Annotated in this window: 28 protein-coding genes; 13 read left to right on the top strand and 15 right to left on the bottom strand. The window is 71.0% G+C overall.

All coding sequences use genetic code 11. The annotated features are described in order from the left end of the window. Positions 1-16 precede the first annotated feature (16 nt). On the bottom strand, positions 17-211 hold the full coding sequence (locus tag ABZX67_RS11125) for a hypothetical protein (RefSeq protein ID WP_355357215.1): 195 nt from the start codon (positions 209-211) through the stop codon (positions 17-19). A 290-nt stretch (positions 212-501) separates the two neighbouring features. On the opposite strand from ABZX67_RS11125, the gene ABZX67_RS11120 reads away from it, so the two are divergent. Next, complete coding sequence (locus ABZX67_RS11120) at positions 502-1,413, top strand: MBL fold metallo-hydrolase (protein WP_355357213.1); 912 nt, start codon at positions 502-504, stop codon at positions 1,411-1,413. Between the two features lie 19 nt (positions 1,414-1,432). Here ABZX67_RS11120 and ABZX67_RS11115 read toward each other — a convergent pair whose 3' ends face one another. Beyond that, positions 1,433-2,749 (bottom strand): enolase C-terminal domain-like protein, encoded by a 1,317-nt coding sequence (locus tag ABZX67_RS11115; RefSeq protein ID WP_355357210.1) that lies wholly within the window; start codon positions 2,747-2,749, stop codon positions 1,433-1,435. A gap of 179 nt (positions 2,750-2,928) precedes the next feature. Here ABZX67_RS11115 and ABZX67_RS11110 point away from each other — a divergent pair, with 179 nt between their 5' ends. Both ABZX67_RS11110 and ABZX67_RS11105 read left to right on the top strand, forming a co-directional pair. After that, positions 2,929-3,957, top strand: a complete 1,029-nt coding sequence (locus ABZX67_RS11110; RefSeq protein ID WP_355357208.1) for a phosphotransferase family protein — start codon at positions 2,929-2,931, stop codon at positions 3,955-3,957. A 7-nt stretch (positions 3,958-3,964) separates the two neighbouring features. After that, positions 3,965-5,179, top strand: coding sequence for an acyl-CoA dehydrogenase family protein (locus tag ABZX67_RS11105; RefSeq protein WP_355357206.1), 1,215 nt, complete (start codon positions 3,965-3,967; stop codon positions 5,177-5,179). A gap of 48 nt (positions 5,180-5,227) precedes the next feature. Here ABZX67_RS11105 and ABZX67_RS11100 read toward each other — a convergent pair whose 3' ends face one another. From ABZX67_RS11100 to ABZX67_RS11090, 3 genes are all read right to left on the bottom strand, one after another. After that, positions 5,228-5,821 carry a TetR/AcrR family transcriptional regulator gene (locus tag ABZX67_RS11100; RefSeq protein WP_355357204.1) on the bottom strand — a complete coding sequence of 198 codons (594 nt, stop codon included), beginning with the start codon at positions 5,819-5,821 and terminating at the stop codon, positions 5,228-5,230. A 73-nt stretch (positions 5,822-5,894) separates the two neighbouring features. Continuing rightward, positions 5,895-7,571 carry an AMP-binding protein gene (locus ABZX67_RS11095; RefSeq protein WP_355357202.1) on the bottom strand — a complete coding sequence of 559 codons (1,677 nt, stop codon included), beginning with the start codon at positions 7,569-7,571 and terminating at the stop codon, positions 5,895-5,897. Next, on the bottom strand, positions 7,550-8,317 hold the full coding sequence (locus ABZX67_RS11090; protein WP_355357200.1) for an SDR family oxidoreductase: 768 nt from the start codon (positions 8,315-8,317) through the stop codon (positions 7,550-7,552). The genes ABZX67_RS11095 and ABZX67_RS11090 overlap by 22 nt, the downstream gene beginning before the upstream one ends. A gap of 156 nt (positions 8,318-8,473) precedes the next feature. On the opposite strand from ABZX67_RS11090, the gene ABZX67_RS11085 reads away from it, so the two are divergent. From ABZX67_RS11085 to ABZX67_RS11060, 6 genes are all read left to right on the top strand, one after another. Further along, positions 8,474-9,715, top strand: coding sequence for a DUF1343 domain-containing protein (locus tag ABZX67_RS11085; RefSeq protein ID WP_355357198.1), 1,242 nt, complete (start codon positions 8,474-8,476; stop codon positions 9,713-9,715). Between the two features lie 166 nt (positions 9,716-9,881). Continuing rightward, entirely contained in the window at positions 9,882-10,523 is a 642-nt protein-coding gene (locus ABZX67_RS11080) for a hypothetical protein (protein ID WP_355357196.1), read from the top strand. A 164-nt stretch (positions 10,524-10,687) separates the two neighbouring features. Further along, positions 10,688-11,410, top strand: coding sequence for a 3-keto-5-aminohexanoate cleavage protein (locus ABZX67_RS11075; protein WP_355357194.1), 723 nt, complete (start codon positions 10,688-10,690; stop codon positions 11,408-11,410). A gap of 4 nt (positions 11,411-11,414) precedes the next feature. Continuing rightward, entirely contained in the window at positions 11,415-11,675 is a 261-nt protein-coding gene (locus tag ABZX67_RS11070) for a hypothetical protein (protein WP_355357192.1), read from the top strand. 105 nt (positions 11,676-11,780) lie between these two features. Continuing rightward, the gene (locus ABZX67_RS11065; RefSeq protein WP_355357190.1) at positions 11,781-12,206 is read left to right on the top strand and encodes an Hsp20/alpha crystallin family protein; all 426 of its coding nucleotides are present in this window, start codon (positions 11,781-11,783) and stop codon (positions 12,204-12,206) included. Positions 12,207-12,345: 139 nt separating this feature from the next. Continuing rightward, complete coding sequence (locus tag ABZX67_RS11060; protein ID WP_355357188.1) at positions 12,346-12,813, top strand: DUF2267 domain-containing protein; 468 nt, start codon at positions 12,346-12,348, stop codon at positions 12,811-12,813. Between the two features lie 19 nt (positions 12,814-12,832). Here the strand turns inward: ABZX67_RS11060 and soxR are convergent, their stop codons facing one another. After that, the gene (soxR, locus tag ABZX67_RS11055) at positions 12,833-13,321 is read right to left on the bottom strand and encodes a redox-sensitive transcriptional activator SoxR (RefSeq protein WP_355357186.1); all 489 of its coding nucleotides are present in this window, start codon (positions 13,319-13,321) and stop codon (positions 12,833-12,835) included. A gap of 123 nt (positions 13,322-13,444) precedes the next feature. Here soxR and ABZX67_RS11050 point away from each other — a divergent pair, with 123 nt between their 5' ends. Continuing rightward, positions 13,445-13,906 (top strand): MaoC family dehydratase, encoded by a 462-nt coding sequence (locus ABZX67_RS11050; RefSeq protein WP_355357184.1) that lies wholly within the window; start codon positions 13,445-13,447, stop codon positions 13,904-13,906. On the opposite strand, the gene ABZX67_RS11045 is transcribed toward ABZX67_RS11050, so the two are convergent. From ABZX67_RS11045 to ABZX67_RS11010, 8 genes are all read right to left on the bottom strand, one after another. Further along, positions 13,897-14,541 (bottom strand): TetR/AcrR family transcriptional regulator, encoded by a 645-nt coding sequence (locus tag ABZX67_RS11045; RefSeq protein WP_355357297.1) that lies wholly within the window; start codon positions 14,539-14,541, stop codon positions 13,897-13,899. The genes ABZX67_RS11050 and ABZX67_RS11045 overlap by 10 nt on opposite strands. A gap of 139 nt (positions 14,542-14,680) precedes the next feature. Continuing rightward, entirely contained in the window at positions 14,681-14,920 is a 240-nt protein-coding gene (locus tag ABZX67_RS11040) for a hypothetical protein (protein ID WP_355357182.1), read from the bottom strand. Between the two features lie 240 nt (positions 14,921-15,160). Next, a complete protein-coding gene (locus tag ABZX67_RS11035; protein ID WP_355357180.1) occupies positions 15,161-15,700 on the bottom strand; it encodes a GNAT family N-acetyltransferase in 540 nt (179 codons plus the stop codon). A gap of 97 nt (positions 15,701-15,797) precedes the next feature. Next, positions 15,798-17,042, bottom strand: coding sequence for an ATP-grasp peptide maturase system methyltransferase (gene tgmC / locus ABZX67_RS11030; RefSeq protein ID WP_355357178.1), 1,245 nt, complete (start codon positions 17,040-17,042; stop codon positions 15,798-15,800). Next, a complete protein-coding gene (gene tgmB / locus ABZX67_RS11025) occupies positions 17,039-18,001 on the bottom strand; it encodes an ATP-grasp ribosomal peptide maturase (RefSeq protein ID WP_355357176.1) in 963 nt (320 codons plus the stop codon). Before tgmB ends, tgmC begins: the two co-directional genes overlap by 4 nt. Next, a complete protein-coding gene (tgmA, locus tag ABZX67_RS11020; RefSeq protein WP_355357174.1) occupies positions 17,998-18,291 on the bottom strand; it encodes a putative ATP-grasp-modified RiPP in 294 nt (97 codons plus the stop codon). The genes tgmB and tgmA overlap by 4 nt, the downstream gene beginning before the upstream one ends. Positions 18,292-18,377: 86 nt before the next feature. After that, complete coding sequence (locus ABZX67_RS11015; protein ID WP_355357172.1) at positions 18,378-18,851, bottom strand: hypothetical protein; 474 nt, start codon at positions 18,849-18,851, stop codon at positions 18,378-18,380. Beyond that, positions 18,830-19,324, bottom strand: coding sequence for an ATP-binding protein (locus ABZX67_RS11010; protein WP_355357170.1), 495 nt, complete (start codon positions 19,322-19,324; stop codon positions 18,830-18,832). Before ABZX67_RS11010 ends, ABZX67_RS11015 begins: the two co-directional genes overlap by 22 nt. A 60-nt stretch (positions 19,325-19,384) precedes the next feature. Here ABZX67_RS11010 and ABZX67_RS11005 point away from each other — a divergent pair, with 60 nt between their 5' ends. The 3 genes from ABZX67_RS11005 to ABZX67_RS10995 all read left to right on the top strand — a co-directional run bounded on the left by ABZX67_RS11005 (position 19,385) and on the right by ABZX67_RS10995 (position 21,963). Then, positions 19,385-19,843, top strand: a complete 459-nt coding sequence (locus tag ABZX67_RS11005; RefSeq protein WP_355357295.1) for a hypothetical protein — start codon at positions 19,385-19,387, stop codon at positions 19,841-19,843. Between the two features lie 25 nt (positions 19,844-19,868). Further along, complete coding sequence (locus ABZX67_RS11000) at positions 19,869-21,203, top strand: hypothetical protein (RefSeq protein WP_355357168.1); 1,335 nt, start codon at positions 19,869-19,871, stop codon at positions 21,201-21,203. 208 nt (positions 21,204-21,411) lie between these two features. Beyond that, entirely contained in the window at positions 21,412-21,963 is a 552-nt protein-coding gene (locus ABZX67_RS10995; RefSeq protein ID WP_355357166.1) for a hypothetical protein, read from the top strand. A gap of 72 nt (positions 21,964-22,035) precedes the next feature. Here ABZX67_RS10995 and ABZX67_RS10990 read toward each other — a convergent pair whose 3' ends face one another. Next, the gene (locus ABZX67_RS10990) at positions 22,036-22,323 is read right to left on the bottom strand and encodes a YiaA/YiaB family inner membrane protein (protein WP_355357164.1); all 288 of its coding nucleotides are present in this window, start codon (positions 22,321-22,323) and stop codon (positions 22,036-22,038) included. Positions 22,324-22,325: the final 2 nt, after the last annotated feature.

Below are 22,325 nucleotides of genomic sequence, written 5' to 3'. Positions count from 1 at the left end.
CAGGCCCCCGTCGCCGTCACCGCTCCCCGGGCTCCTTCGGCTCCTTCGGGGAGAGCAGCACCAGGCTGAGGAGCAGGCCGGCTGCTTCCGGTGCGTAGACCGGTGCACCGCTGACGGCGGCTTCCGGGGCGCTGATCAGCGCGGTGACGGCGGCCTGTTCCTGTGCGGTCGCCGGGGCCACGGGGCGCGAGAGCAGAGTTGATGTGGACATGTTGCCTCCCAACCGGTGTACCGGGACGCGAGCCCGGTCACCGTGATCGGTCAAGGTGCGGAAGATGGCGCGGACGCCCATCTCTCACCGGAGCGTTTCCGCTGCACCGAGCACGAATTTCCCCAGAGGCCACCACCACCCGGAAGAGTGAAGAGGAATGTCGACAACTCGCCTTGACCGACGGTTTGGTGATCTTTCCCCCTCGCGGACTCCGATGCCGCTGTCCCCATCGCCTACGTCAACTGGCAGGCTCGCTCGGAACAGTTGACCAACGACCCCTGGGAGCGCCGGTGCCCGTCACCGATCCGTACACCGTCCAGCTCGCCCCCGGCGTGCACGCCTACGTCCAGCCGGACGGCGGCTGGTGCCTCAACAACGCCGGTTTCATCACGGACGGCGAGACCACCGTCCTCGTCGACACCGCCGCCACCGAGCGGCGTGCGCTGTGGTTGCGCGACGCGCTGCTGGAGCACGGTGCCGCTCTGCCGCGGTTCGTGGTCAACACGCACCACCACGGGGACCACACGTACGGCAACTCCGTCTTCACGCCCGGCGCGACGGTCGTCGGTCACGGGGCCTGCCGGCGGGAGGTGCTGACGGCGGGGAAGCAGCTGCACCTGGTGTGGCCGCAGACCGACTTCGGCGACATCCGGGTCACCGCGCCCTCGCTCACGTACGAGGACCGGCTCATGCTGCACGTCGGCTCCACGGAGGTGGAGCTGATCCACCCGGGCGTGGCGCACACGCCCGGGGACACGATCGTGCACCTGCCCGAGCAGTCCGTCGTCTTCACGGGAGATTTGGTCTTCGAGGGCGGTACGCCGTTCCTGGCCTCCGGCTCGCTGCGGGGGTCGCTGCGCGCGGTGGAGCTGCTGCGCTCGCTGGGCGCGCGCACCGTGGTGCCCGGGCACGGCCCGCTCACCGGCCCGGCGGCGTACGACGCGACCGAGCGCTATCTGCGGTACGTCGCCGAGCTCGCCGAGGAGGGGCACGCGAAGGGGCTGACGCCCCTGGAGGTGGCGCGCCAGGCGGACCTGGGCGAGTTCGCCGAGTGGCGCGAGAGCGAGCGGCTGGTGGCCAACGTGCACCGGGCGTACGCGGAGCTGGACGGCGAGCCGGAGGGTGCGCCGCTCGACATAGCGGCCGTCTTCGGGGACATGACGGCGATGAACGGCGGGGTGCCGGTGGCCTGCCACGCCTGACCGCTTCCGAGTTCCACGTTCACCAGCGCGGCACGGCGGGCGTGACCCACGTGGGGTCCGCCCTGCGCATCGCCGCCGCGTCGTCGCGCTCGCGCAGCGTGCCGTCGTCGTCCAGCCAGCGGCGGTGGAAGGCGGCGAGCCGCTCCCGGTCGAGCTCCACGCCGAGGCCCGGCGCGTCGGAGACGGCGAGCCGACCCTCCTCGAAGACATGGCGGGCGGTGATGACGTCCTCGGACTGCCAGGGGTAGTGGGTGTCGCAGGCGTAGTCGAGGCGGGGGACGGTCGCGGCGACGTGGTTCATGGCGGCGAGGCTGACGCCGAGGTGGGTGTTGGAGTGCATGGACAGGCCGATCCCGTACGTCCGGCAGATCGCGGCCAGTTCGCGGGTCCGGTGCAGGCCGCCCCAGTAGTGGTGGTCGGAGAGCACCACCTGGACGGCGTCGCGGGCGAACGCGTCGGGGATCTCGGCGAACGTCGTCACGCACATGTTCGTGGCGAGGGGCACGCCGGTGCGGGCGGCGGCGATCTCCGCCATGCGGTGGGTGCCGCTCGCCGGGTCCTCCAGGTACTCCAGGACGCCGGCGAGCCGCTCGGCGACGTACAGGGAGGTGTCCACGGACCAGGCGCCGTTCGGGTCGAGGCGCAGCGGCAGGCCGGGGAACGCCTCGGCGAGGGCCTCTACGGCGGCGATCTCCTGCTCCGGCGGGAAGATACCGCCCTTGAGCTTGAAGGAGCGGAAGCCGTGGTCGCGGACGAGGCGCCGCGCCTGGGCGACGATGCCGGGCGGGTCGAGGGCGGCGCCCCAGTCGTCCCGCTCGCCGCCGGCGCCGGCGGGGTGCTCGGCCCAGCGGTAGAAGAGGTAGGCGCTGTAGTCGACGTGGTCGCGGACCTTGCCGCCGAGCAGCGCGTGGACCGGCAGGCCGAGCGTCTTGCCGAGGGCGTCGAGGCAGGCGACCTCGAAGCCGGAGACGACGGAGAGGCGCAGCTTCTCGACGGTGCGGACGCCGCGCAGACCGCCCGCGTCGACGCCCGCCTCGGAGAGGTCCTCGGTGACACGCGCACCGCCGCCCACCCCGTCGGCGATGAGGAACAGGCCGTTCATGTCCGTGACCGAGCGCCCGGGAAGGATCTCGGCGATCGACCGGGCGAGGTCGAGGTACACCCCGTCGCCGTAGGTCTCACCGACGCCGGTCACGCCGCCCCGGGTGACGACCTCCACGATGAGGCGCGGCGTGTAGGGCTGGTGCACTCCCTGGGTGTTGAGGAGGGGCGGGTCGGCGATGAGGACCGGGGTCAGCCGGACGTCCTCGATCAGCAGCGCAGCGCTCGTATCCATACGTGAACCCTATTCATGGTCACGACCTTGGGGCCAGAGCCGCGCAGGCGGTTTCCGGCCCGGCACTGGACGACATACCGACTGGTCGGTCATGCTGCTCCGTACGACCGCCGTACGACTGGCCGTACGACCGGCCCCAGCGGCCCAGCCCCAGTCCCTTCACCCCGGAGGTGCGAACGATGAGCGCAGTCCATCCACCAGGTCTCGACCCCGAGCAGTTGCGCGGCTTCCTCGACCGCGAGCGGCCCGGACTGGTGAGCGGACCGCTCAGCGCCCGGATCGTGGAAGGCGGCCGGTCGAACCTCACGTACGTCGTCACCGACGGCACCGGCCGGTGGGTCGTGCGCCGCCCGCCCCTCGGCCACGTGCTGGCCACCGCGCACGACATGAAGCGCGAGCACCGGGTCATCAGCGCCCTGCACCCGACGCCCGTCCCGGTCCCGGAGCCGGTGGTGCTCTGCGAGGACGAGTCGGTGCTCGGAGCGCCGTTCTACGTCATGGAGTTCGTGACCGGCACCCCGTACCGCACGGCGGAGCAGCTCGCCCCGCTCGGCGCCGAGCGCACGCGCGCCGCGCTCCTCGGGCTCGTCGACACGCTGGTCGACCTGCACGCCGTGGAGCCGAAGGCGGTGGGCCTCGGTGACTTCGGGCGGCCCGACGGCTTCCTGGACCGGCAGTTGCGCCGCTGGGGCAAGCAGCTGGACGCCTCGCGCAGCCGCGAGCTGCCCGGGATCGACGAGCTGCACGCCACACTGGGGCGCCGGCTCCCGGCCTCGCCCGCCGCCACCGTCGTCCACGGCGACTACCGCCTCGACAACGTCCTGCTCGGCGAGGACGACCGCGTCAACGCCGTACTGGACTGGGAGATGTCCACGCTCGGCGACCCGCTCACGGACGTGGGCCTGCTGTCGATGTACAGCGTCCGGCTGGACCTGCCCGGCTCGCCCATCTCCACCACGGCGGCCGCCCCCGGCCACCCCTCCCCCGGCGAGCTGATCGAGCGGTACGCCGAGCGCTCCGGCCGCGACGTCTCCGCCCTCCCCTGGTACACGGCGTTCGCCTGGTTCAAGCTCGCCGTGATCCTGGAGGGCATCCACTACCGCTACACGCTCGGGCAGACCGTCGGAGCCGGTTTCGACCGGATCGGCGAGCTGGTCCCCGTCTTCATCGAACACGGCCTCACCACCCTCCGCCGCCAGGAAGGCTGACCCACCCATGGACTTCGCATTCGACGCGCGTACCGAGGAGCTGCGGGCCAGGCTGCTGGCCTTCATGGACGAGCACGTGTACCCGGCGGAGGCCGTGGCGCACGCGCAGCGGGCGGAGCTCGCCTCGCCGTGGGACACCCCGCCGGTCGTGGAGGAGCTCAAGGCGGAGGCGCGCAGGCAGGGCCTGTGGAACCTCTTCCTCCCCGACACGGAGTACGGCGCCGGGCTGACGAACCTCCAGTACGCGCCGCTCGCCGAGATCACCGGCCGCTCGCCGCAGCTGGCGCCCACCGCGCTGAACTGCGCGGCGCCCGACACCGGGAACATCGAGGTGCTCGCCCAGTTCGGCGACGAGCGCCAGAGGAAGCAGTGGCTGGAGCCGCTGCTGGCCGGGGAGATCCGTTCCGCCTTCGCGATGACGGAGCCGGAGGTGGCCTCGTCCGACGCGACGAACATCGAGACCCGGATCGAGCGGGACGGCGACACGTACGTCGTCAACGGCCGCAAGTGGTACATCTCCGGGGCGATGAACCCGGACTGCACGATCTTCATCGTCATGGGCAAGACGGACCCGGACGGCGAGGACATCCGGCGCCAGCAGTCGATGATCCTGGTCCCGCGCGACACCCCCGGCGTCCAGGTGCGACGCGCGATGCAGGTGTACGGGTACGAGGACCACTCCCACGGCGGCCACGCCGAGGTGGTCTTCGACGGCGTCCGCGTCCCGGCCGCCAACCTGATCGGAGAGGAGGGCGGCGGCTTCGCCATCGCCCAGGCGCGGCTCGGTCCCGGCCGGATCCACCATTGCATGCGGTTGATCGGCATGGCCGAGCGGGCCATCGAGCTGATGTGCCGCCGGGCGGTGTCCCGTACGGCCTTCGGCAAGCCGCTGGCCGCGCAGGGCCAGGTCCAGGCGTGGATCGCGGACGCCCGGGTGACGGTCGAGCAGCTGCGGCTGCTGGTGCTGAAGACGGCCTGGCTGATGGACACGGTCGGCAACCGGGGAGCGCACACCGAGATCCAGGCCATCAAGATCGCCACCCCCCGCGCGGTGGTGGACATCCTGGACAAGGCCGTCCAGGTGCACGGCGCGGGCGGCGTCAGCCAGGACTTCCCGCTCGCCGAACTGTGGGCCGCGGCGCGGACCCTGAAGCTGGCGGACGGGCCGGACGAGGTGCACCAGCGGTCGCTGGCCCGCCGGGAGCTGAAGAAGTACGCCTAGGAGGCCGAGGGCCGGGGATTCACGGCCAGGAAGGCCGGGACCCGGGTTTCACGGCCGCAGGGTCCTCAGCAGGAGGTCGGCCAGGTGGTCGGCCACCTGCTGGGGGGTGAGGGGCCCGTCCGGGCGGTACCAGGTGGACAGGTGGTGGACGGAGCCGAAGTGGTAGTCCACCACCAGGTCGGCCGGGGTGGCGGAGGAGAAGACGCCGGCGGTCTGTCCCTCCTGGATGAGCGCCCGGAACCGCTCGTGGTAGCGGCGCCGCTCGGCCCGTACCTGCTTGTTCTTCTCGGGGCTGAGGTGGTGCATGGAGCGGAAGAAGATGGACGCGTCGTCGAGGTTCTCGATGGTGGTGACCACCACGTCGGCGGCGGCGTCGCGCAGCCGCTCCTCCACGGGCGCGTCGGCGTCCGCGAAGGCGTCCAGCCGCTCCTGCTGGAGCCGCAGCACGCGCGCGTAGACCTCCTGGAGGAGGTCCTCCTTGGAGCCGAAGTAGTGGTAGAGGGCGCCCTTGGTGACGCCGGCCGATTCGACGATCTCCTGGACCGAGGTGCGGTCGTAGCCCTGTTCGGCGAAGAGCCGGGTGGCGGCGGCCAGCAGCCTCTGGGGGACGGGGGTGCCGCTCCCGTCCGTCGTCCTGGCCATGTGCCGCCACCTCTCTCGTGTCTCTCAAGTCCGTCGGTCGAGTGTCCGTCGAGTGTCCGGATCTCGATGCTTCCTACGCGGGGGAACGCAGTTCCCGCCTGAGGATCTTCCCACTCGTCGTCTTGGGCAGCTCCGGCAGGATCTCGACCTCGCGGGGATACTTGTACGCCGCCAGGCGCTGCTCGCAGTAGGCGGAGAGCTCGGCGGGCTCGGCCGAGGCGCCCGGCCGCAGGCTGACGTACGCCTTGACCGTCTCGCCCCGGTACGCGTCGGGGACGCCGACGACGGCCGCCTCGCGCACCGCGGGATGGGTGTAGAGCACGTCCTCGACCTCGCGCGGCCAGACCTTGAAGCCGGACGCGTTGATCATGTCCTTCTTGCGGTCGACGACGTACAGCCAGCCGTCCGGGTCCATGAAGCCGATGTCGCCGGTGCGCAGTTCACCGTCCGGGAAGGCCTCGGCGGTGGCGTCGGGGAGCCGCCAGTAACCGGGGACCACCTGGGGGCCGCGTACGGCGATCTCGCCGAGCTCCCCGAAGGGCACCTCGCGGCCGTTCTCGTCCAGGATCCGGACGACAGTGTCGGGCCCCGGGACGCCGACCGAGAGGGTGCCGGACGCCGGGTCGACGGGGGCCTCCTTCTCGGGCGGGACGGACGCGCAGGGGGCGGTGCACTCGGTCAGGCCGTAGCCGTTGCGGATGTACGGGCCGAAGCCGGCGCGGAACTTCTCGACCAGGGCCGGCGGCAGCGGCGCGCCGCCCGAGGAGATCACCCGGAAGGAAGCGAAGTGGTCCGGCGTGGCGGAGGGGTGGGCGGCCAGCGCCATGAAGGCGGTGGAGGGGCCCACGGTGTAGGCCGGGCGGTGCTCGGCGAAGGCGTCGAGGACGACGCCCGCCTCGAAGCGGTACGCGAGGACGAGGGTGCCGGCGTTGGCGACGCAGGCGCCGAGCTCGCAGACCATGCCGGTGATGTGGAACAGCGGCGCGAGCGCGAAGTAGGCGGAGCCTTCGGCGATGGCGTGGCCGGTGCGCTGCCGTTCGGCGTTGTACGTGATGCCGCCGTGCAGGTTCATGGCGCCCTTGGGCGTGCCGCTGGTGCCGGAGGTGTAGCTGATGAGCGCCACGTCGGCGGCGCCGAGCTCCCGGTCCGCGGGTGCCGGGTGGCCGGCGCGGGCGACGGCGGTGAGGTCGTCGGTGTCGGCCGGCGCGGGGAGCCGTTCGAAACCGAGCACGCGCGGGTCGTCGCGGGTCTGCAGGTCCTTCTCGCACGCGGTGAGGGCGACGCGTACGGAGGAGCCGGCGGCCGTGTCGCGCAGGTACGCCTCCCAGGCGCGGTCCGCGCAGACGAGGGCGGTGGCCCCGGAGTCCTTCAGGACGTGCGCGACCTCGGCGGACTTGTACATCGGGTTGAGCGGGACGACGGTGGCGCCCGCCTTCCAGGCGCCGAGCAGCGCGAGCACGAAGTGCGGGGTGTTCTGGAGCATGATCGCGACCCGGTCACCGTGACGTACGCCGCGGTCGGCGAGGAATCCGGCCACCGAGTCGGAGAGGTCGTCGGTCTCGCGGTAGGTCAGGCGCCCGTCGAAGTAGGCGAGGGCGGTGTGCTCGGGGGCGCGGGCCACGGCCGCGCGGAAGGCGTGCACCACGGTCGGCGCGGGCCGTATCGGTGCCCGCTGGGCGTCGCTGAGCTGTGCGAGCCACGGCTTGGCCGCGTAGATCGAGGTCGCGGTCACTGTCCGGTGCCCTCCCACTTCTGCTGGATGTGGCTCATATTGTTCAGCCAGCGCTCCGGGTCGCTCGCCCGGGCCCGGTAGTAACCGGCCACCTCGGGGTGGGGCAGGATCAGGAACCGGTCGGCCTCGATGCCCTCGAAGAGCGCGTCGGCGACGTCCTCCGGCTCGATGGCGGTGGGCGCGAGGACGAGCTCGCCGGCCGTTCCGGCGGCCGTGAGCATGTCCGTACGGACGCCTTGCGGGCAGATGGCGTGCACCTTGAGGCCGCGGTGGCGGTAGGTGAGGGAGAGCCATTCGGCGAAGGCGTACGCGCCGTGCTTGGAGACGCTGTACGGCGCGGCGCCGACCATGGTGAGCAGTCCGGCGGCGGAGACGGTGGAGACGAAGCGGCCCTGCCCGCGCTCCAGCCAGTCGGGCAGCAGGCCCCGGGCCGCGCGCACGTGGGCCATGACGTTGACGTCCCAGGCGGCCGCCCAGACGTCCTCGTCGGCGAAGGCGTCGCCGGGTGAGGCCAGTCCGGCGTTGGCGCAGTAGACGTCGACGGTGCCGCCGAGCGCCTCACGGGCCTCCTCCACGATGGCGGAGGCGTCGCCGGGGACGGGCGTCGCGCCGATCTCGTCGGCGATGGCCTTGGTGCGGCCCGGGTCGATGTCGTTGACGACGACACGCGCGCCTTCGGCGACGAACCTGCGGGCGAGTGCGGCGCCGATGCCGCCGCCCGCTCCGGTGACCACCACGCCCGCGCCCTGGACCGTCGTACTCATCGAGACCCGCCTCTTTCGTCGTGACTGCGGCAACGGCCACAGACTAACCAGTCGGTATGTACGGGGGGAAGGCCACGGCGCGCGCTTCGTTCCCTGCGGCCGGGGCGCGCGCTAGCGTGCGTGACCGGATCGGTCGAACGTCACGGAGGTGTGCGGATGAGCGTGTCCAGACGGGGTCTGCTGATCGCCGGCGGCGCGGCGGGGGCGGCGGCCGCCGCGCCCGCCCGTGCCGGCGCGCACGAGCGCGGCCGCCGGGTGCGGACCGGTTTCGACCGGCTCGCGGCGGACGGGTACGCGGCGCTGGCGGGGCAGCGCGTGGGCGTGGTGACCAACCCCACCGGGGTCACGGCCGAGGTGCGGCACATCGTGGACGTCATGCACGCCGACGAACGGGTGGACCTGGCGGCCGTGTTCGGCCCCGAGCACGGCTTCCGGGGCACCGCGCAGGCGGGCGGCTCGGAAGGCCGGTACGACGACCCGGCGACCGGGCTGCCGGTGTACGACACGTACCTGAAGAGCGGGCAGGCGCTGGCGGACGTCTTCACCGCCTCGGGCGTCGACACGGTGGTGTTCGACATCCAGGACGTGGGCGCGCGGTTCTACACGTACATCTGGACGCTGTACGACTGCATGGTGGCGGCCGCGCTGGCGGAGAAACGTTTCGTGGTGCTGGACCGGCCGAACCCGGTGACCGGGCGTGCGGCCCTCGGGCCCGTACTGGACAAGGCGTTCGCGACCTTCGTCGGCCGCGAGCCGATCGCGCAGGCGCACGGGATGACGGTGGCGGAGCTGGCGCGGCTGTTCCAGGCCGAGTTCCTGACGCGGCCGCTGGAGCTCGCGACGGTACGGATGTCGGGGTGGCGGCGGACGGACTTCTTCGACTCGACGGGTCTGCCCTGGGTGCCGCCGAGCCCCAACATGCCGACCCCGGACACCGCACTGGTGTACGCGGGCACCTGCCTGTTCGAGGGGACGAACCTGTCCGAGGGGCGGGGCACCACCCGCCCCTTCGAACTGCTCGGGGCGGAGGGCGTCGACCGGCGCTGGGCGGAGGCGGCGAACGCGCTGGAGCTGCCCGGAGTGCGGTTCCGGGAGGCGTACTTCACCCCCACCTTCTCCAAGTTCCAGGGCAAGACGGTGGGCGGGGTGCAGCTGCACGTCCACGACCGCGCGGCGTACGACCCGGTACGGACGGGGATCGGGCTCCTGGTGACGGCGAAGCGCACCTGGAGCGGCTTCACGTGGCGCCCGGACCACTGGATCGACAAGCTGACCGGCTCCGCGAAGGTGCGCACCCTGATCGACGCGGGCGCGGGAACGGACGACGTCGCGGCGGCCTGGGAAGCGGACCTGGCGGCCTTCCGGGCGGTACGGCGGCGGTACTTGGCGTACCGGTGAGGTGAGCGGCCGTCACTTTTTGCCGCTCGCCCCAACCGGCGCGACGGGCACGTTTCGCGCCAGATGTACCGATGATGGCTCCCATCCGTTTTTCGATGGAGCCGGAACGGGCACTCGTACGTCCATTCATCGACGCCGAAGTACGAGCGACGGAGGTGGCAGTGCGATGGCCGGTTTCCGCAGTCTTGCGAGACAAGTACGCGATCCGGGGTGCGATCTGGCGCTGCGGCGGTATTCGCTGCGCAAGTGCCTGGAGCGGTTCGCCCCTTACGGGCACCGCGCCACTTGGGACCACCTGTGCGGCAGGCACAGGTTCGGGCCCGAGGACCGGGCGCCGGATCCGGCGCGGCTGGTGGCCGCGCTCGACGAGGTGGAGGAGGCGCGGGCCGTGTGGCTCGCGTACGAGGAGGAGTTCGCGGCGCGCCGCAAGCGCGAGAAGCACGACGGGCTGCGCCGGCCGGGCTGGATCGACGACTGGCACCGGCGTACCTGGGGCGGCAACGGCATCGCCCGGTGCGACGACCCGTCGCTGCATCCCACCCTGCCGCTGGCGGAGGCCCTGCGCCGACTGATCACGGCACTGGAGTCGGCGCCCGGGGAGAACTGCCCGGTGTGCGCGGACGACCGGATCGTGTGGCGGCCCGAACTGGGCGCGGAGCCGTGGTTCGGGCCCGTCTGCACGGGCTGCGGGATCGTGGTGCCGCAGCCCGTGCTGAGCCCCGAGGCGCTGGCGGAGGCCAAGCGGCGGATGCGGATGGGAGTACGGACGGCGCCGCGACCGCGCAGGGAACTCGTGTCGGTGGGGTGAGACGAGTCGACACAACGGGGCAACGGGGGCACGGGGGACACACGGGGTTTACGGGGGGCGCACGGCCGCGGGGGCCGCGGGGGCGTGGTGCGCGCGCCGGGCCGGGTGGGGTCCCGGCGCCGGCGTACCGGTCCGTTGTCAGTGGTGGGTGCCACCATCGAGGCATGATTCAGGTCTGTCTCAACGGGCCGCGCGGCGCCGGTGATTCCGCGGCCGTGCCCATGTCTCCGGCGGCCATGGCCGAGTCGGCGGCCGCGGCCGTGGCGGCCGGCGCCGCGGAGGTGCACGTGCATCCCAAGACGCCGTGCGGTCTTGACACGCTGTCAGCGCGCGTGCTGGCACCCGTCCTCACGGCGATACGGGACGCGGTGGACGTACCGGTCGGGGTGACCACCGGCGCGTGGGCCGAGCCGGACCCGGAGTGCCGTGCGCAGCGGGTGCGTTCCTGGACGGTGCTGCCCGATCACGCCTCGGTCAACTGGCACGAGCGCGGCGCCGAGGAGGTCGCGGCCGCGCTGCTGGAGCGCGGAGTGGGCGTGGAGGCGGGCATCTGGTCGGGTACGGACGCGGCTCGCCGCTTCCTGGCCTCTCCCCTGGCTCCCCGCGTGACACGCGTGCTGGCCGAGGTGACGGACCCGGACCCCGCGACCGCGAGTGCCACGGCCCGGGCCTTGCTGGACGAGCTGGGCTCGGCCCACGGCGTACCGGTGCTGCTGCACGGCGAGGACGGCGGGGCGTGGCCCGTGGCGCGGCTGGCGATACGGCTCGGGCTGGACACCCGCATCGGCCTGGAGGACACCCTGTTCCTGCCGGACGGGCGGCCCGCCCGGTCCAACGCCGAGTTGGTGGAGGCGCTTCGGCGACTGCGGCTGCCCGAAGGCGCGTGACCTGGTGCGTGCCGCCGCCGAGGGGACGGACGTCGCGGAGCTGCTGGGCATCACCAAGTGGGTGCCGCCGGTGCCGACGACGATGGACGGCGAGGTGGAGGCGGCGCCCGACCTGCTGCCGTGGGTCGACATCGAGAACGTCCAGCGGTATCCGGACGTCTTGGAGCCGGGCGAGCCGGCGAGCCCGGTCGTGGGCGGGAGGGCCATCGCGAAGGCGGTCAGCCCGGCGTATCTCACCCGGAAGGGCGGCACGGAATACGAGTGAGCTTTCTTGAGTCTCCTCTTGTCAACTTCGGAGTGGCGCGCTATAGAAGAAATGTAACGGTCAGCACCATCTGTGAGGACGTTGGAGCAGACAGAGGAGGGACCGATGATGCTGATGCGTACCGACCCCTTCCGTGAGCTCGACCGGCTCACCGAGCGGCTGATGGGCACCGCCGCGCACCCCGCTGCCATGCCGATGGACGCGTACCGCGAGGGAGACACCTTCGTCGTGAGGCTCGACCTCCCGGGTGTCACACCGGAGAGCATCGACCTGGACGTCGAGCGGAACGTCCTGACCGTCCGGGCCGAGCGCCGTACGGCCCCGGAGGAGGGGGCCGAGATGGTGATCGCGGAGCGACCGGCCGGCACCTTCAGCCGTCAGCTGTTCCTCGGCGAGACCCTGGACACCGACCGTATCGAGGCCACCTACGACATGGGGGTCCTGACGCTGCGGATCCCGGTCGCCGAGCAGGCGAAGCCGCGCAAGATCTCCGTCAGCGGGGGCGGCGACCGCAAGGAGATCAGCGGCTGAGCCGGGCCGCCGCATCCCGCCGTACGGGGCGGGGCCCGGTCCGAGCGGGCTGCTCCCCGCGCCGGGCCACGCCCCGCCCCCGGCCCCATCGTCCCCGGCCCACCGGCCGAAAGGCCCAGGGAGAACGCCAGGGAGAACCATGCGCATGCAGTGGGACGCGTTCCTGACCGCGGTGCAGGAACGCGGCGAATACCCGTCCACACGGGAGGCCGACCGCGCCGCCCGTGTCGTCCTCGCCCTGCTCGGCGCCCACCTGGTGGGCAACGAGCGGGCGGAGCTGGCCGCCGGGCTGCCGGAGACGTGCGCCCTGGTCCTGCTCAACCCGCTCACCGCGGCGGAACCCCTCAGCCCCGAGCGGTTCGTGCGCGCGACCGCCGCGTGGATAGAGGGAGCCACCGAGGAGACCGCCAAGTGGGACATCGGCGCCGTGCTGAGCGTCGTGGCCGACACGGCGGACGAGGACCTGATGCGCCGGATCCTGCTCCAGCTGCCGCCGGGCTACGACCTGCTCTTCGGCCGGCCCGGCATGACGGAGCGGGAGCCGGAGCCCGAGCAGCCGTACCGGGACCGGGCCGAGCCGCCCGAGCGGTTCGCGGCTTCCGAGTAGCCGGCCGGCCTCGGCCCGGTCAGCCCTCTGCCGGCTGTCCGGGCTTCGGTCGGCCGGTTTCGGGCATGAGGCGTGAGCCGGTCATGCGCTCGCCGAAGACGTCGTCCGGGTTGGAGAGCACGCAGGTCTTCAGCGACAGGCAGCCGCATCCGATGCAGTCGGTGAGGTGGTCCCGCAGCCGGCTCAACTGCTTGATGCGTTCGTCCAGCTCCGAGCGCCAGGCCTCGGAGAGGCGGGCCCAGTCCTCCCGGGTCGGCGTGCGCTCCTCGGGGAGTTCGGCGAGGGCGTCCCGGATCGTGGCGAGCGGGATGCCGACGCGCTGCGCGGCGCGGACGAAGGCCACGCGGCGCAGCGCGTCCCTGCCGTAGCGGCGCTGGTTGCCACTGGTGCGCCGGCTGCTGATCAGGCCCTTGGACTCGTAGAAGTGCAGGGCGGACACGGCCGCGCCGCTGCGCGCGGACAGCTGTCCGACCGTGAGCTCGTGGATCTTCTCTGGAATCTTCGGCACCCGCCGCACCCTACTGGCCGCGCCGGAGCGTCCGTTGACAGGAGTACCTCCCCCCGACCATGCTGAGCAAGCGCTTAGACACCCGAGTCGAGTCAGTGAGAGTCAGGTCAGGGGAGCTGGGACATGGCAGAGCCGAGGATCTTCACGTCCGCCGACGAGCTGCGCGCCGCGGTCGGCGAACAGCTGGGCCACAGCGACTGGCTGGAGATCGACCAGAAGCGGATCGACCTCTTCGCCGAGGCGACCGGCGATCACCAGTGGATCCACGTGGACCCGGAGCGCGCGGCGACCGGGCCGTTCGGCACGACCATCGCGCACGGCTACCTCACGCTGTCGCTGCTGCCGCTGTTCGTGCCGCAGGTCCTGCGGGTCGACGGCGTGAAGATGGGCGTCAACTACGGGGCCAACAAGGTCCGCTTCCCCGCCCCCGTGCCGGTCGGCTCGCGGCTGCGCGCGACCGCCGTGCTCAAGGCCGTCGAAGAGGCGGGCGGCGGCGTGCAGGTGACCGCGCTGGTGACGGTGGAGCGCGAGGGCGGCGACAAGCCGGTGTGCGTCGCCGAGTCGGTGTCCCGCTACTACTTCTGAGCCTCGGGGGTCGGCTGGGCCCCCACCATGCGCAGGACGAGGTCGGCGTAGAGCGCGCCGACCTCGTCGGGCGTCCGGCGCCCCGCGGTGTTGAACCAGCGGGCCACGTCGATGCAGAGCGAGAGCACCGCGAGGGTGGTCCCGGAGACGTCGGGCACATCGAACTCGCCCGCCGCGACGCCCTCCTTGAGGATGCGGCGCACTACCGCGTCGCTCCTGCGGCGCAGCTCGAAGATCTCGGCGCGGTGCTCCTCGCTCAGCGAGTCGAGCTCGTACTGGACGACCCGCGCGGTGGTGCGCCGCCCCGCGTGCCAGCGGACGAAGGAGCGGACGGCGTCGGCGAGCCGCTCGGCGGCGGTGCCGGGGCCGTTCTCCGCCGCTTCCAGTATCTTCAGGGCCTTGTCGTGGCCGATCCGGCTGATCCGGTGGAGCAGCTCTTCCTTCGTCTTGTAGTGGATGTAGAGCGCGGCCGGGCTCATGCCGGCGCGGCTCGCGATGTCACGCGTGGTGGTGGCGTGGTAGCCGCGCTCGGCGAAGGCGTCGACGGCGGCGACCAGCAGCCTCCTGGCCGCCTCGGGTGTGACCTCGTCCCACGGCGTGTCCTCGCCGCCGGCCGTCTCCTCCGCCGTGCTCATCGTGTGCGCCCCTTCCATGACCTCCAGGACGAACACCATACCGCGACGGTGAGCAAGCGCTTAGATGATGTAATCGCTTACGACCCGGTCCGCGATTGGGGTCGGGGCGTGCCGACCTGCCGATTCGGCTGGTGGTTGATCAGTAGGCGGTCTGTCGAGCGAGGACCAGTTCGTCGCTCGGCTTGCGTGGGGTCAGTTCGGCATGGGCGTGCTCGACGCGGATCCGATCAGAGGACTGTCGTCGGGTTCTCAGCCGGATTCCCTCGGCTTCGGCGTAGGCAGCGAGCACGGCGTGCGGGAGCCCTGTGCGCAGGTGGACCAGGGTGACCAGCACCCGGTCGGCGAAGACCAGGTCGTGCTTGGGGCGGGCACCAGCCACCCGCCGCCGCGCAGCACCTCGCCGCCCACGCAGTGCCGACTCGCACCGTGCCAGCCACGGGTCTGCCAACTCTCGATCAGATAGCCGAGATGTGCATGGGAGACGCCGCAGAAGGCGGGATGGGACAAGGCCGCACGGGCCCACTTCTCGGTCACACTCGAAGAACCGTGCGGCCGCTGTCACGTCACAGCCGTAGGAGACAGCCTCGCGGACCGAGCCAGGCCGTCGCAGCGGCGCGGGTCAGATTTTCGCAGGAGTGCTCGCCATCGCCCCCGGCGGGCGCATCATGCAGACGTCGATCGGATCCTGGGCTTCCACGACGAATCCGTGGCGCTCGTAGAGCCGACGGGCAGCACTGCCCTGCAACACGTTCAAGCCCACGGTCATGCCCTGCGCATCCGCTCGCTTCAGCACCGTGCGCAACACAGCGAACCCGAGCCCTCGGCCCTGATGGTGCGGAGCAAGGTAGAAGTGCTCCAGCCACTGCCTGCCTTCGGCAGGCCGAACCGTGACGCAACCTGCGAGGTCACTGTCGATCATGATGATCGACATGTGCTGCGGGGAGAAGGAGTCCCGCAGCCGTTGCCGTACCCGGTACTCGTCGTAGCGCCCAAGGCGTTCCAAGTCCGCACGCATGACCGTGGCCCGCAACTCCGCGATCACCTCGATGTCCGCTGCTATTGCAGAACGGAATCCCCAGCCTGCGGCGCGCGCCGACGTGGTCCGTGCAGGCACCGCCACGTCCGATCGCGTACCGCTCCCCGTCACCCCGGCATCCATGGCCTGAGTATCTCAGTCCGCCCGCTCTGGACAGGCGCACGGGCAGCTCAACCCAAAGTACCCAATCCCAGCGCGACCTCAATCGCGGACCGGGCCGTTAGCGAGGAACCGTCCCCGGCGGACGGCCGGTGCCGGGCGGGGTCGATTCCTCTGCGCGCAGGAACCAAGAGGGGCCATCGGGCGTGCCCATCCATACGCGCTGCACGGCGCCGCGTACGGTGAGCCCGAACTCGGTCGGCGGTGGCGCGTCGGCCGCGTGCCACAGCGCGAGGGCTTCCTCGACATGGTCCCACAGCCGGTCGGTGCCGCCCTGCTGTACGACCCAGGTGCCGTCGTCGTTCTGCGTCAGCACAGCGAAGGCGTGCGTTACCGCGTCGAGGACGTACGTCCTGGTGGTGCCGTTCTCGTCCAGCATCGTGAAGCACCGGGCGTCGGGTAGGGCGAGTTGTGCGACGAACCCGCTGTCGGTCATGGTGAGCAGCTCGGGGCCGTACGACGTTTCCCGCGCCTCTCCGTCGTCGGGCTGTGGGATCATCCCGAAGGACGTCGGGCCCGACTGCTGCCGCGCGATCATGAAGGTCGGGCCCGGGTCGAGGAACCGGCCTTCGGCGTTGTCGTCGGCGCCGACCGTGAGCCGAACGAGCCCGAGCGAGCGCATCCAGCCGCGCACGGTGGCGACGATGAACCCGCCCGGCCGGGTCTGCTCGACCCACGCTTTGGGGATGCTGCGCACACCTACCGTCGCGATCGTCCGGTCGTACGGGGCGCCGCCCGGGTCGCCGGCGAGCCCGTCGCGAGTCAGCAGCCGGGGCAGGTATCCGCACGCGCTCAGTGCGTCGCGCGCTCGTGCGGCGACGCCGTGGTCGGTCTCGATCGAGGTCACGTGGGCTGCGCCGAGCTGGTGGCACATCAGCGCGGTCGGGTAGCCGGTGCCGGTGCCGATCTCCAGCGCATTCTGTCCGTCGTCGACCTGCAGCTCCTCGAGCATCCGGACGACCAGCGAGGGCAGCGTCGACGACGACGTCGGGTTGGCGTCGCTCATGGGCTGCGGGTCCGTCCAATCCGGTTCGTGTCCATCGAACTGGGTGATCAGCGACTCGTCGGCGTACACCAGCCGCAGCCACTCGTCGACGCCGACGAGCTCGCGCGTCACCGGCAGCCAGGAAGACGAGCCCGGCGCGTCCGACGCACGGTAGAACCGGGGAGCGAACGCGTGCCGGGGGACAGCCTCAACTGCGGCTCGCCAGTCCGGCGACCGCAGCCAGCCCTCGGCGGCGAGGTGGTCGGCGAGCTCGTGCCGCAGCTTCGCGGCAGTCACCTCGATCTCGGGGTCACCGATCATGATGTGCCTCGTTCCAGTAGGTCAGCGAGCGCCGAGGTCATCGGCAGCCCGGTCGGCGGTTCCATCCATGCCCACTGCCCCGACGGGTTGCATTCGATGAACGTCCACGTGCCGTCTGCCGACAGCGTGAAGTCGAACGCGCCGAAGACGAGCCCGAAGTGCCGTAGGTAGGCGTGCAGAGCTCGCTCGACGTCGGGGGGAGGGGCGAGCGGGGTGTAGGTGTGCGTGCTGTAGTCGGTGCGCCAGTCGAGCAGACCGCAGTCGATCCGGACGGTGAATACCTGATCACCGATCACGGTCACGCGGACATCGGCGACCTTGTCGACGAGCGCCTGAAACAGGTGCATGGTCCCGGCGACCGACTCGGCGATCTCGGCCGCCTCCACCACGGTGACGGGAATCGTCTGCGCTTGCCCCTCCACCTGGTACAGCGGAACCCACAACGGTTTGTAGATCACCGGTCCCTCTGCCTTGATGAACGCGCGGGCGTCATCGGGCCGGTTCGTGATGAGGGTGGGTGGCAGCTCGAACCCGCACACCGCCGCGACGGCGAGCCCGGCAGGTTTGTACTCCGCGTCGCCGATCCGGTTCGGATGATTGACGTACAAGCAGTCGGGCAACGAAGTGAGAACCCCGCCGAGCCCGTACCGGGCCTGCGTGATGGCGAATCGCTCGTCTTGGACGTCGAGGTGCGGCAAGGTGAACCCGCTCGGGCGCCGGTAATACAGGGAGCGAACCCCGCCCAGTTCCGCGAGGCGGGTCGGGGTCGCGACGCTTCCGCCCCACCGCGTCGTGCCGCCGCCGATGTAGGCGGAACACGACAGGGTGGCGGGGAAGTCACCGGAGTCGAACCGCACGACCGGGACACCCCGGCCGTGCAGCTCGTCAATCACCAGGTCGGCGGTCGGGTCGTCCACGTTCGTGACCACCAGGACCGGACGAACGGACGGGGTCGTCACTGGTCGGTGTCGTTCCCGGTGTCCGTGTCGTGGCCGCCGAAGCCGTCGGGCGAGGTCCCGGTCGGGGGGTTGGTGCCCGACGACGTGCCGTGGTTCGGGTACTCCAAGACGGTGCCGTTCGCGTCGAGGTAGCGGCCGGTCTGCGTGACGGGGTCGAGCTCGACCCGCACGTAGCCGGGCGCCGGTGCGGCGGGGTACGGCGCGAAGTGGTGCGCGCCCCAGGGGCGCGGCGTGATGATTCCCTGTGGGAGCGGTGTTCCGGTGGGGAATCGGTCGGCGTGGATGAGCATCCTGTGCCTTTCCGCTGACGAGGAACGGGCATGTGCTGTAGTGCGTCCGTCGCAGTCGGCTGCAAAGCTGCGGCTGCGACTGGGGACTAGGTGAGAGAGCAGGTAGCGCCCATCAGGACTCGGCCGCTGTACCAGCGACTCGCGATGTAGGCGGCGACCGTCGTTTTCGGCGCGGCCGACGGCAACGGGTCGAGCCCGACGGCGACGACGATCTGCGCCCCGGAGTGCGCGAACTTCGCCCAGTCGCCGCCGATCGGGATGCTCATGTCGAACGAGCAGCCGTCGAGCTCCATGACGGCGGCGCCGTGGTGCATGGAGAGGCGGCGGTGCAGGTTCGGGACGACCGTGCCGGGGCCCGGCGTCGACAGCCGCAGCGCCGCGGCGAGTCCGCGCATCCGCGCCTCGATCAGGTCTGCGGTGCCGTCGGAACGGGGCTCAGGCGGGTGCGCGAGCAGTACGTACGCTGTTGCCGACGTCGTGCGGTCGACCCAGTGAACCGGCTTGAGGCGTCGTAGCAGCCTCTCGTCGGGTTCGATGATCAGGTGCGGTCCGCTCGGCATGCGCGGGTCTCCGTTCTCGAGAGGGATGTCCTCTTGAATTCGCTCCACACGTACTTGCCGGGCGTCACACGGGTGTCGACGCCCCAGTCGTCGGCGAGGCCCTGCACGAGCAGCAGCCCGCGGCCGCTGCGCTCCTCGGCGGTCGGATGCCGGACGTACGGCACTTGCTCGCTGCTGTCGAGCACCCCGACTCGTAGTCCTCCTTCGGTTGCGCGCAGCTCGACGAGGAACTCGCCGTCCTCGACGTGTCGAACCGCGTTTGTCGCAAGCTCGGAGACGCACAGCAACACGTCGTCGGCGCGGTCGGCGAAGTGCTGCCAGCTGGCGAGGGTTTCGCGGACCCAAGCGCGGACGGCCGGTACGGCGGCGTCCTGGTGAGGGAAGCGCTTCGTCGCCGTGTCTGTCATGGCTCGCCGCCCCTTCTCGGCGAGCGGGTCGGCCAGAATGACCGGTGAAGCGGTCTTCGCGTCCATGCGTCGATCTCACCGCAGCCCGGTGTCCACCGGGATCTGACAACCTATGACACGGAGTTGATCTTGCGAACGGTCACCATCACGGGGACGCGCTCGACCAGCCACCGCGAGGCAGCGTCGTACGCCGAGCTCTTCGCGGCATACCTCGGACCCTTCGCCACGTCGGAGACGCACTTCTACATCGGTGGCGCGAAGGGAATCGACAGCCTGACGCTGCTGTGGCTCGCCGGAAACTCGCAGCCAAAGATCACGATCGTGGCTCCCGGGACCGTCGAGCAGCAACCCGCCGAGGCCCGACAGGCGATCAGCCGATGCCGCGACCGGATCGACGAGGTCGTCGAGCTGCGAGCCGAATCGCTGAGCACGCCGGCCTACTTCGCCCGCAACCGGTGGATGGTCGACAGGAGCGACATGGTCATCGGCTTTCCCCTCGACGGCCCACCGGGCGCGTCCGGCACGTGGCAGACGATCAACCATGCTGCCGAGCACGGGAAACCCCGGCTGATCGTGCCCGTATGACGCAGATCGCGGGCATCATGTGCCCATGAGCGCGTACGCAAAGAGCGCCGGAGCCGCCACATTGAAGCGGCTGCGTCAGTCCCGCGGCTGGTCGCTCGCCGACGCGGCACGGATGATCATCGACACGGCACACCGGCTCGGACAGCCTCTCGACAGCACAGCCGCAAGCGTGCAGCGCACGGTCGCCCGGTGGGAATCACCGACCGCACCCCTACTGCCGAGCGAGCGTTATCAACTGCTGCTCGTGCACACCTATGCCCGCACCCGCGACGGGCAGTACCACATCGGACCGGGCAGCGACACCGCTGAAGCCCTCGACGCCCTCGCGTACCTCGGCGAGAGCGAACGGCGCCTTACCGAGCTGCGTGCGTTGCTCGTGCGCACCGCCACGGACAGCGGCGCCGGACTGCTCGCACTGCTCGGCCCCGCCACGCAAGACGCCCTGACAGCGGCACTCGCCGACTCCGACCGCGTCGACGAGCGACTGCTCGCCGCCATGAACAGCGCCGTCGCGGACGTCAACGCGCACGTGGGCAGCGTCCCGTTCGTGCGCCTGCAGTTGCTCCTCGCACCCGTCGTCGAATCGTGCCGCCGACTGCTCGCTGCAGGGGTGCCGACACCCGTCGCCCCGGGCCTGCGAAGCGTCGCCGCACGGGCGTACACCCTCGCCGGCCGCATGGCGTTCGAGATGCGCGACGACTCAGCCTCACGGGGATTGTACGCCGAGGCAACCGCCGCAGCAGGCTCCCTCGCGCCATGGCAGAGAGCGGTCGTGCACATGAGCCACGCCCTGGTCACCCTGTACTCGACACAGGGCCTCAACGGAGCCCGCACCCTCGTCGACGCCGCGGTACGCGACGCTCGGACCGGCGACAGCCAGACCGTGCGGGCTCGAGCGCACGCCCTGCAGGCGGAGATCGCCGCGCGCTCCGGATCGGAGCGCCACGCGCAAGCGGCTCTTTCACTCGCTGCGTACGACCTTGACGCCCCGCGCGACGACGACCCCTCGGCGAGCAGCTTCACCCCCGGACACCTACGTGGCTTCGAGGGCGTGTGCGAGTTGTACGTCGGCGACCCGGTCAAGGCACATGACGTTTTCGCTGGGTCTGCCGCCGCACTCACTGCGCCGCGTGAGCAAGTACAGCGGGCGATCGTCACCACCGATCAGGCACTTGCCCGCATCCGGCTCGACGAGCCGCAAGCAGCTGCCGAGCTGCTGCACGACTGCGTCGACGCCGCGTCCAGCACGGGCGGTCGGGTGGTGATGCAGCGGCTACGGCAGGCTCGGCGCGAGCTTCGGCCGTGGCGCAGCGAGTCGTTCGTCGCCGACCTTGACGATCATCTACTCGACGCGATCTGACCTCGGAACACCGAGGGCACCCCTCCCGGCCGTGAGGTGAGACAGGAGCGGCCTCCAGACTTCGCCGAGTCACACCGTGTTCGTTTCAGCCAACTGCGGGACGAGTAGCGCCTCGCACCAATCCCTTGCCGTATGGCAGCGACGGATTTCGGCCGGAGTTCCATGTGAGGCCCGTTCCCGGCCGGCACGCACGGAAGAATGACACATCGTGGATGCGGGGGCCGCCGCAGTTCTGGCTGCGACTGTTGCGGGTGTTTCGAGCGCCTTGGGCGTGACGTTGAGTGCGCTGATCACTGGACGCACTGCCGTGAGTCAGGCTGCCAACGCCGCACGTATTGAGCGAGACAAGCTGGACGCGGACGCGAGCAAGCGGCTCCAGGAAGCGCGTCAGGCGGGGTACTTCGCCTTCCGCGATGCGGCGATAGACGCAGTGCAGAAGCTCATCGACCTCGCTGGCGAAGGAGCAGCAGGTCCCGGAACTGTGACCCCGCAGGAGACGCGGCACGCAGTCACTCAGGCAAGAATCAGCCTCCTGAAGCACGTGGTCCCCTTGGGCGACACCAACGCTGCGGACGCTGCGGAGAGGCTTTGCAAGGAACTCGAGGCCAGCCTTGAAGCAGCGGCAGCGATCGCTGCCGCTGATGGCGACGCTGGCGGGGCCGCGCTGGCATGGAAGCGGAACTACGCTCTGATCGAAGCCGCGCTGGCCAGCTACGCCACCAGCCTGGGCGTACTCGTCTTCGGAGTGGGAACGAACTAGAGCGCGCCCCGGCCCGCGCCGTCAACGGACCGGCAGGACCGGAATTCGCGCCAAGCGCGAGGAGGCGGGGCTTCAGAGCTTCTGGAACGGGTCGTGCTCGGCGAGCAGCTTCTCCAGGCGGGCCTGGTCGACCCGGCTGACGATCTGGCCGGCCTCCTGCCGGTCGCGTACGACCTTGGCGAGGGTGAAGGCGGAGGTGGTGAGGTACAGGACCGCGATACCCAGGAAGGCCCGCACCCAGGCGTCGGCGTCCAGGTTGAAGATGCCGATGGCCACCGCGCCCAGGGCGATCGCGAAGGAGGCCAGGGCCTGGCCGTAGTAGGCGGCCGTGTTCTGCTGCTTGACCGGTGTGTCGCTCATGG

It is taken from the genome of Streptomyces sp. NPDC003036 (assembly GCF_040611175.1).
GTDB lineage: Bacteria > Actinomycetota > Actinomycetes > Streptomycetales > Streptomycetaceae > Streptomyces.
Note: the sequence above shows the minus strand (reverse complement) of the source record. Positions and strands in the feature narration are given on the sequence as shown.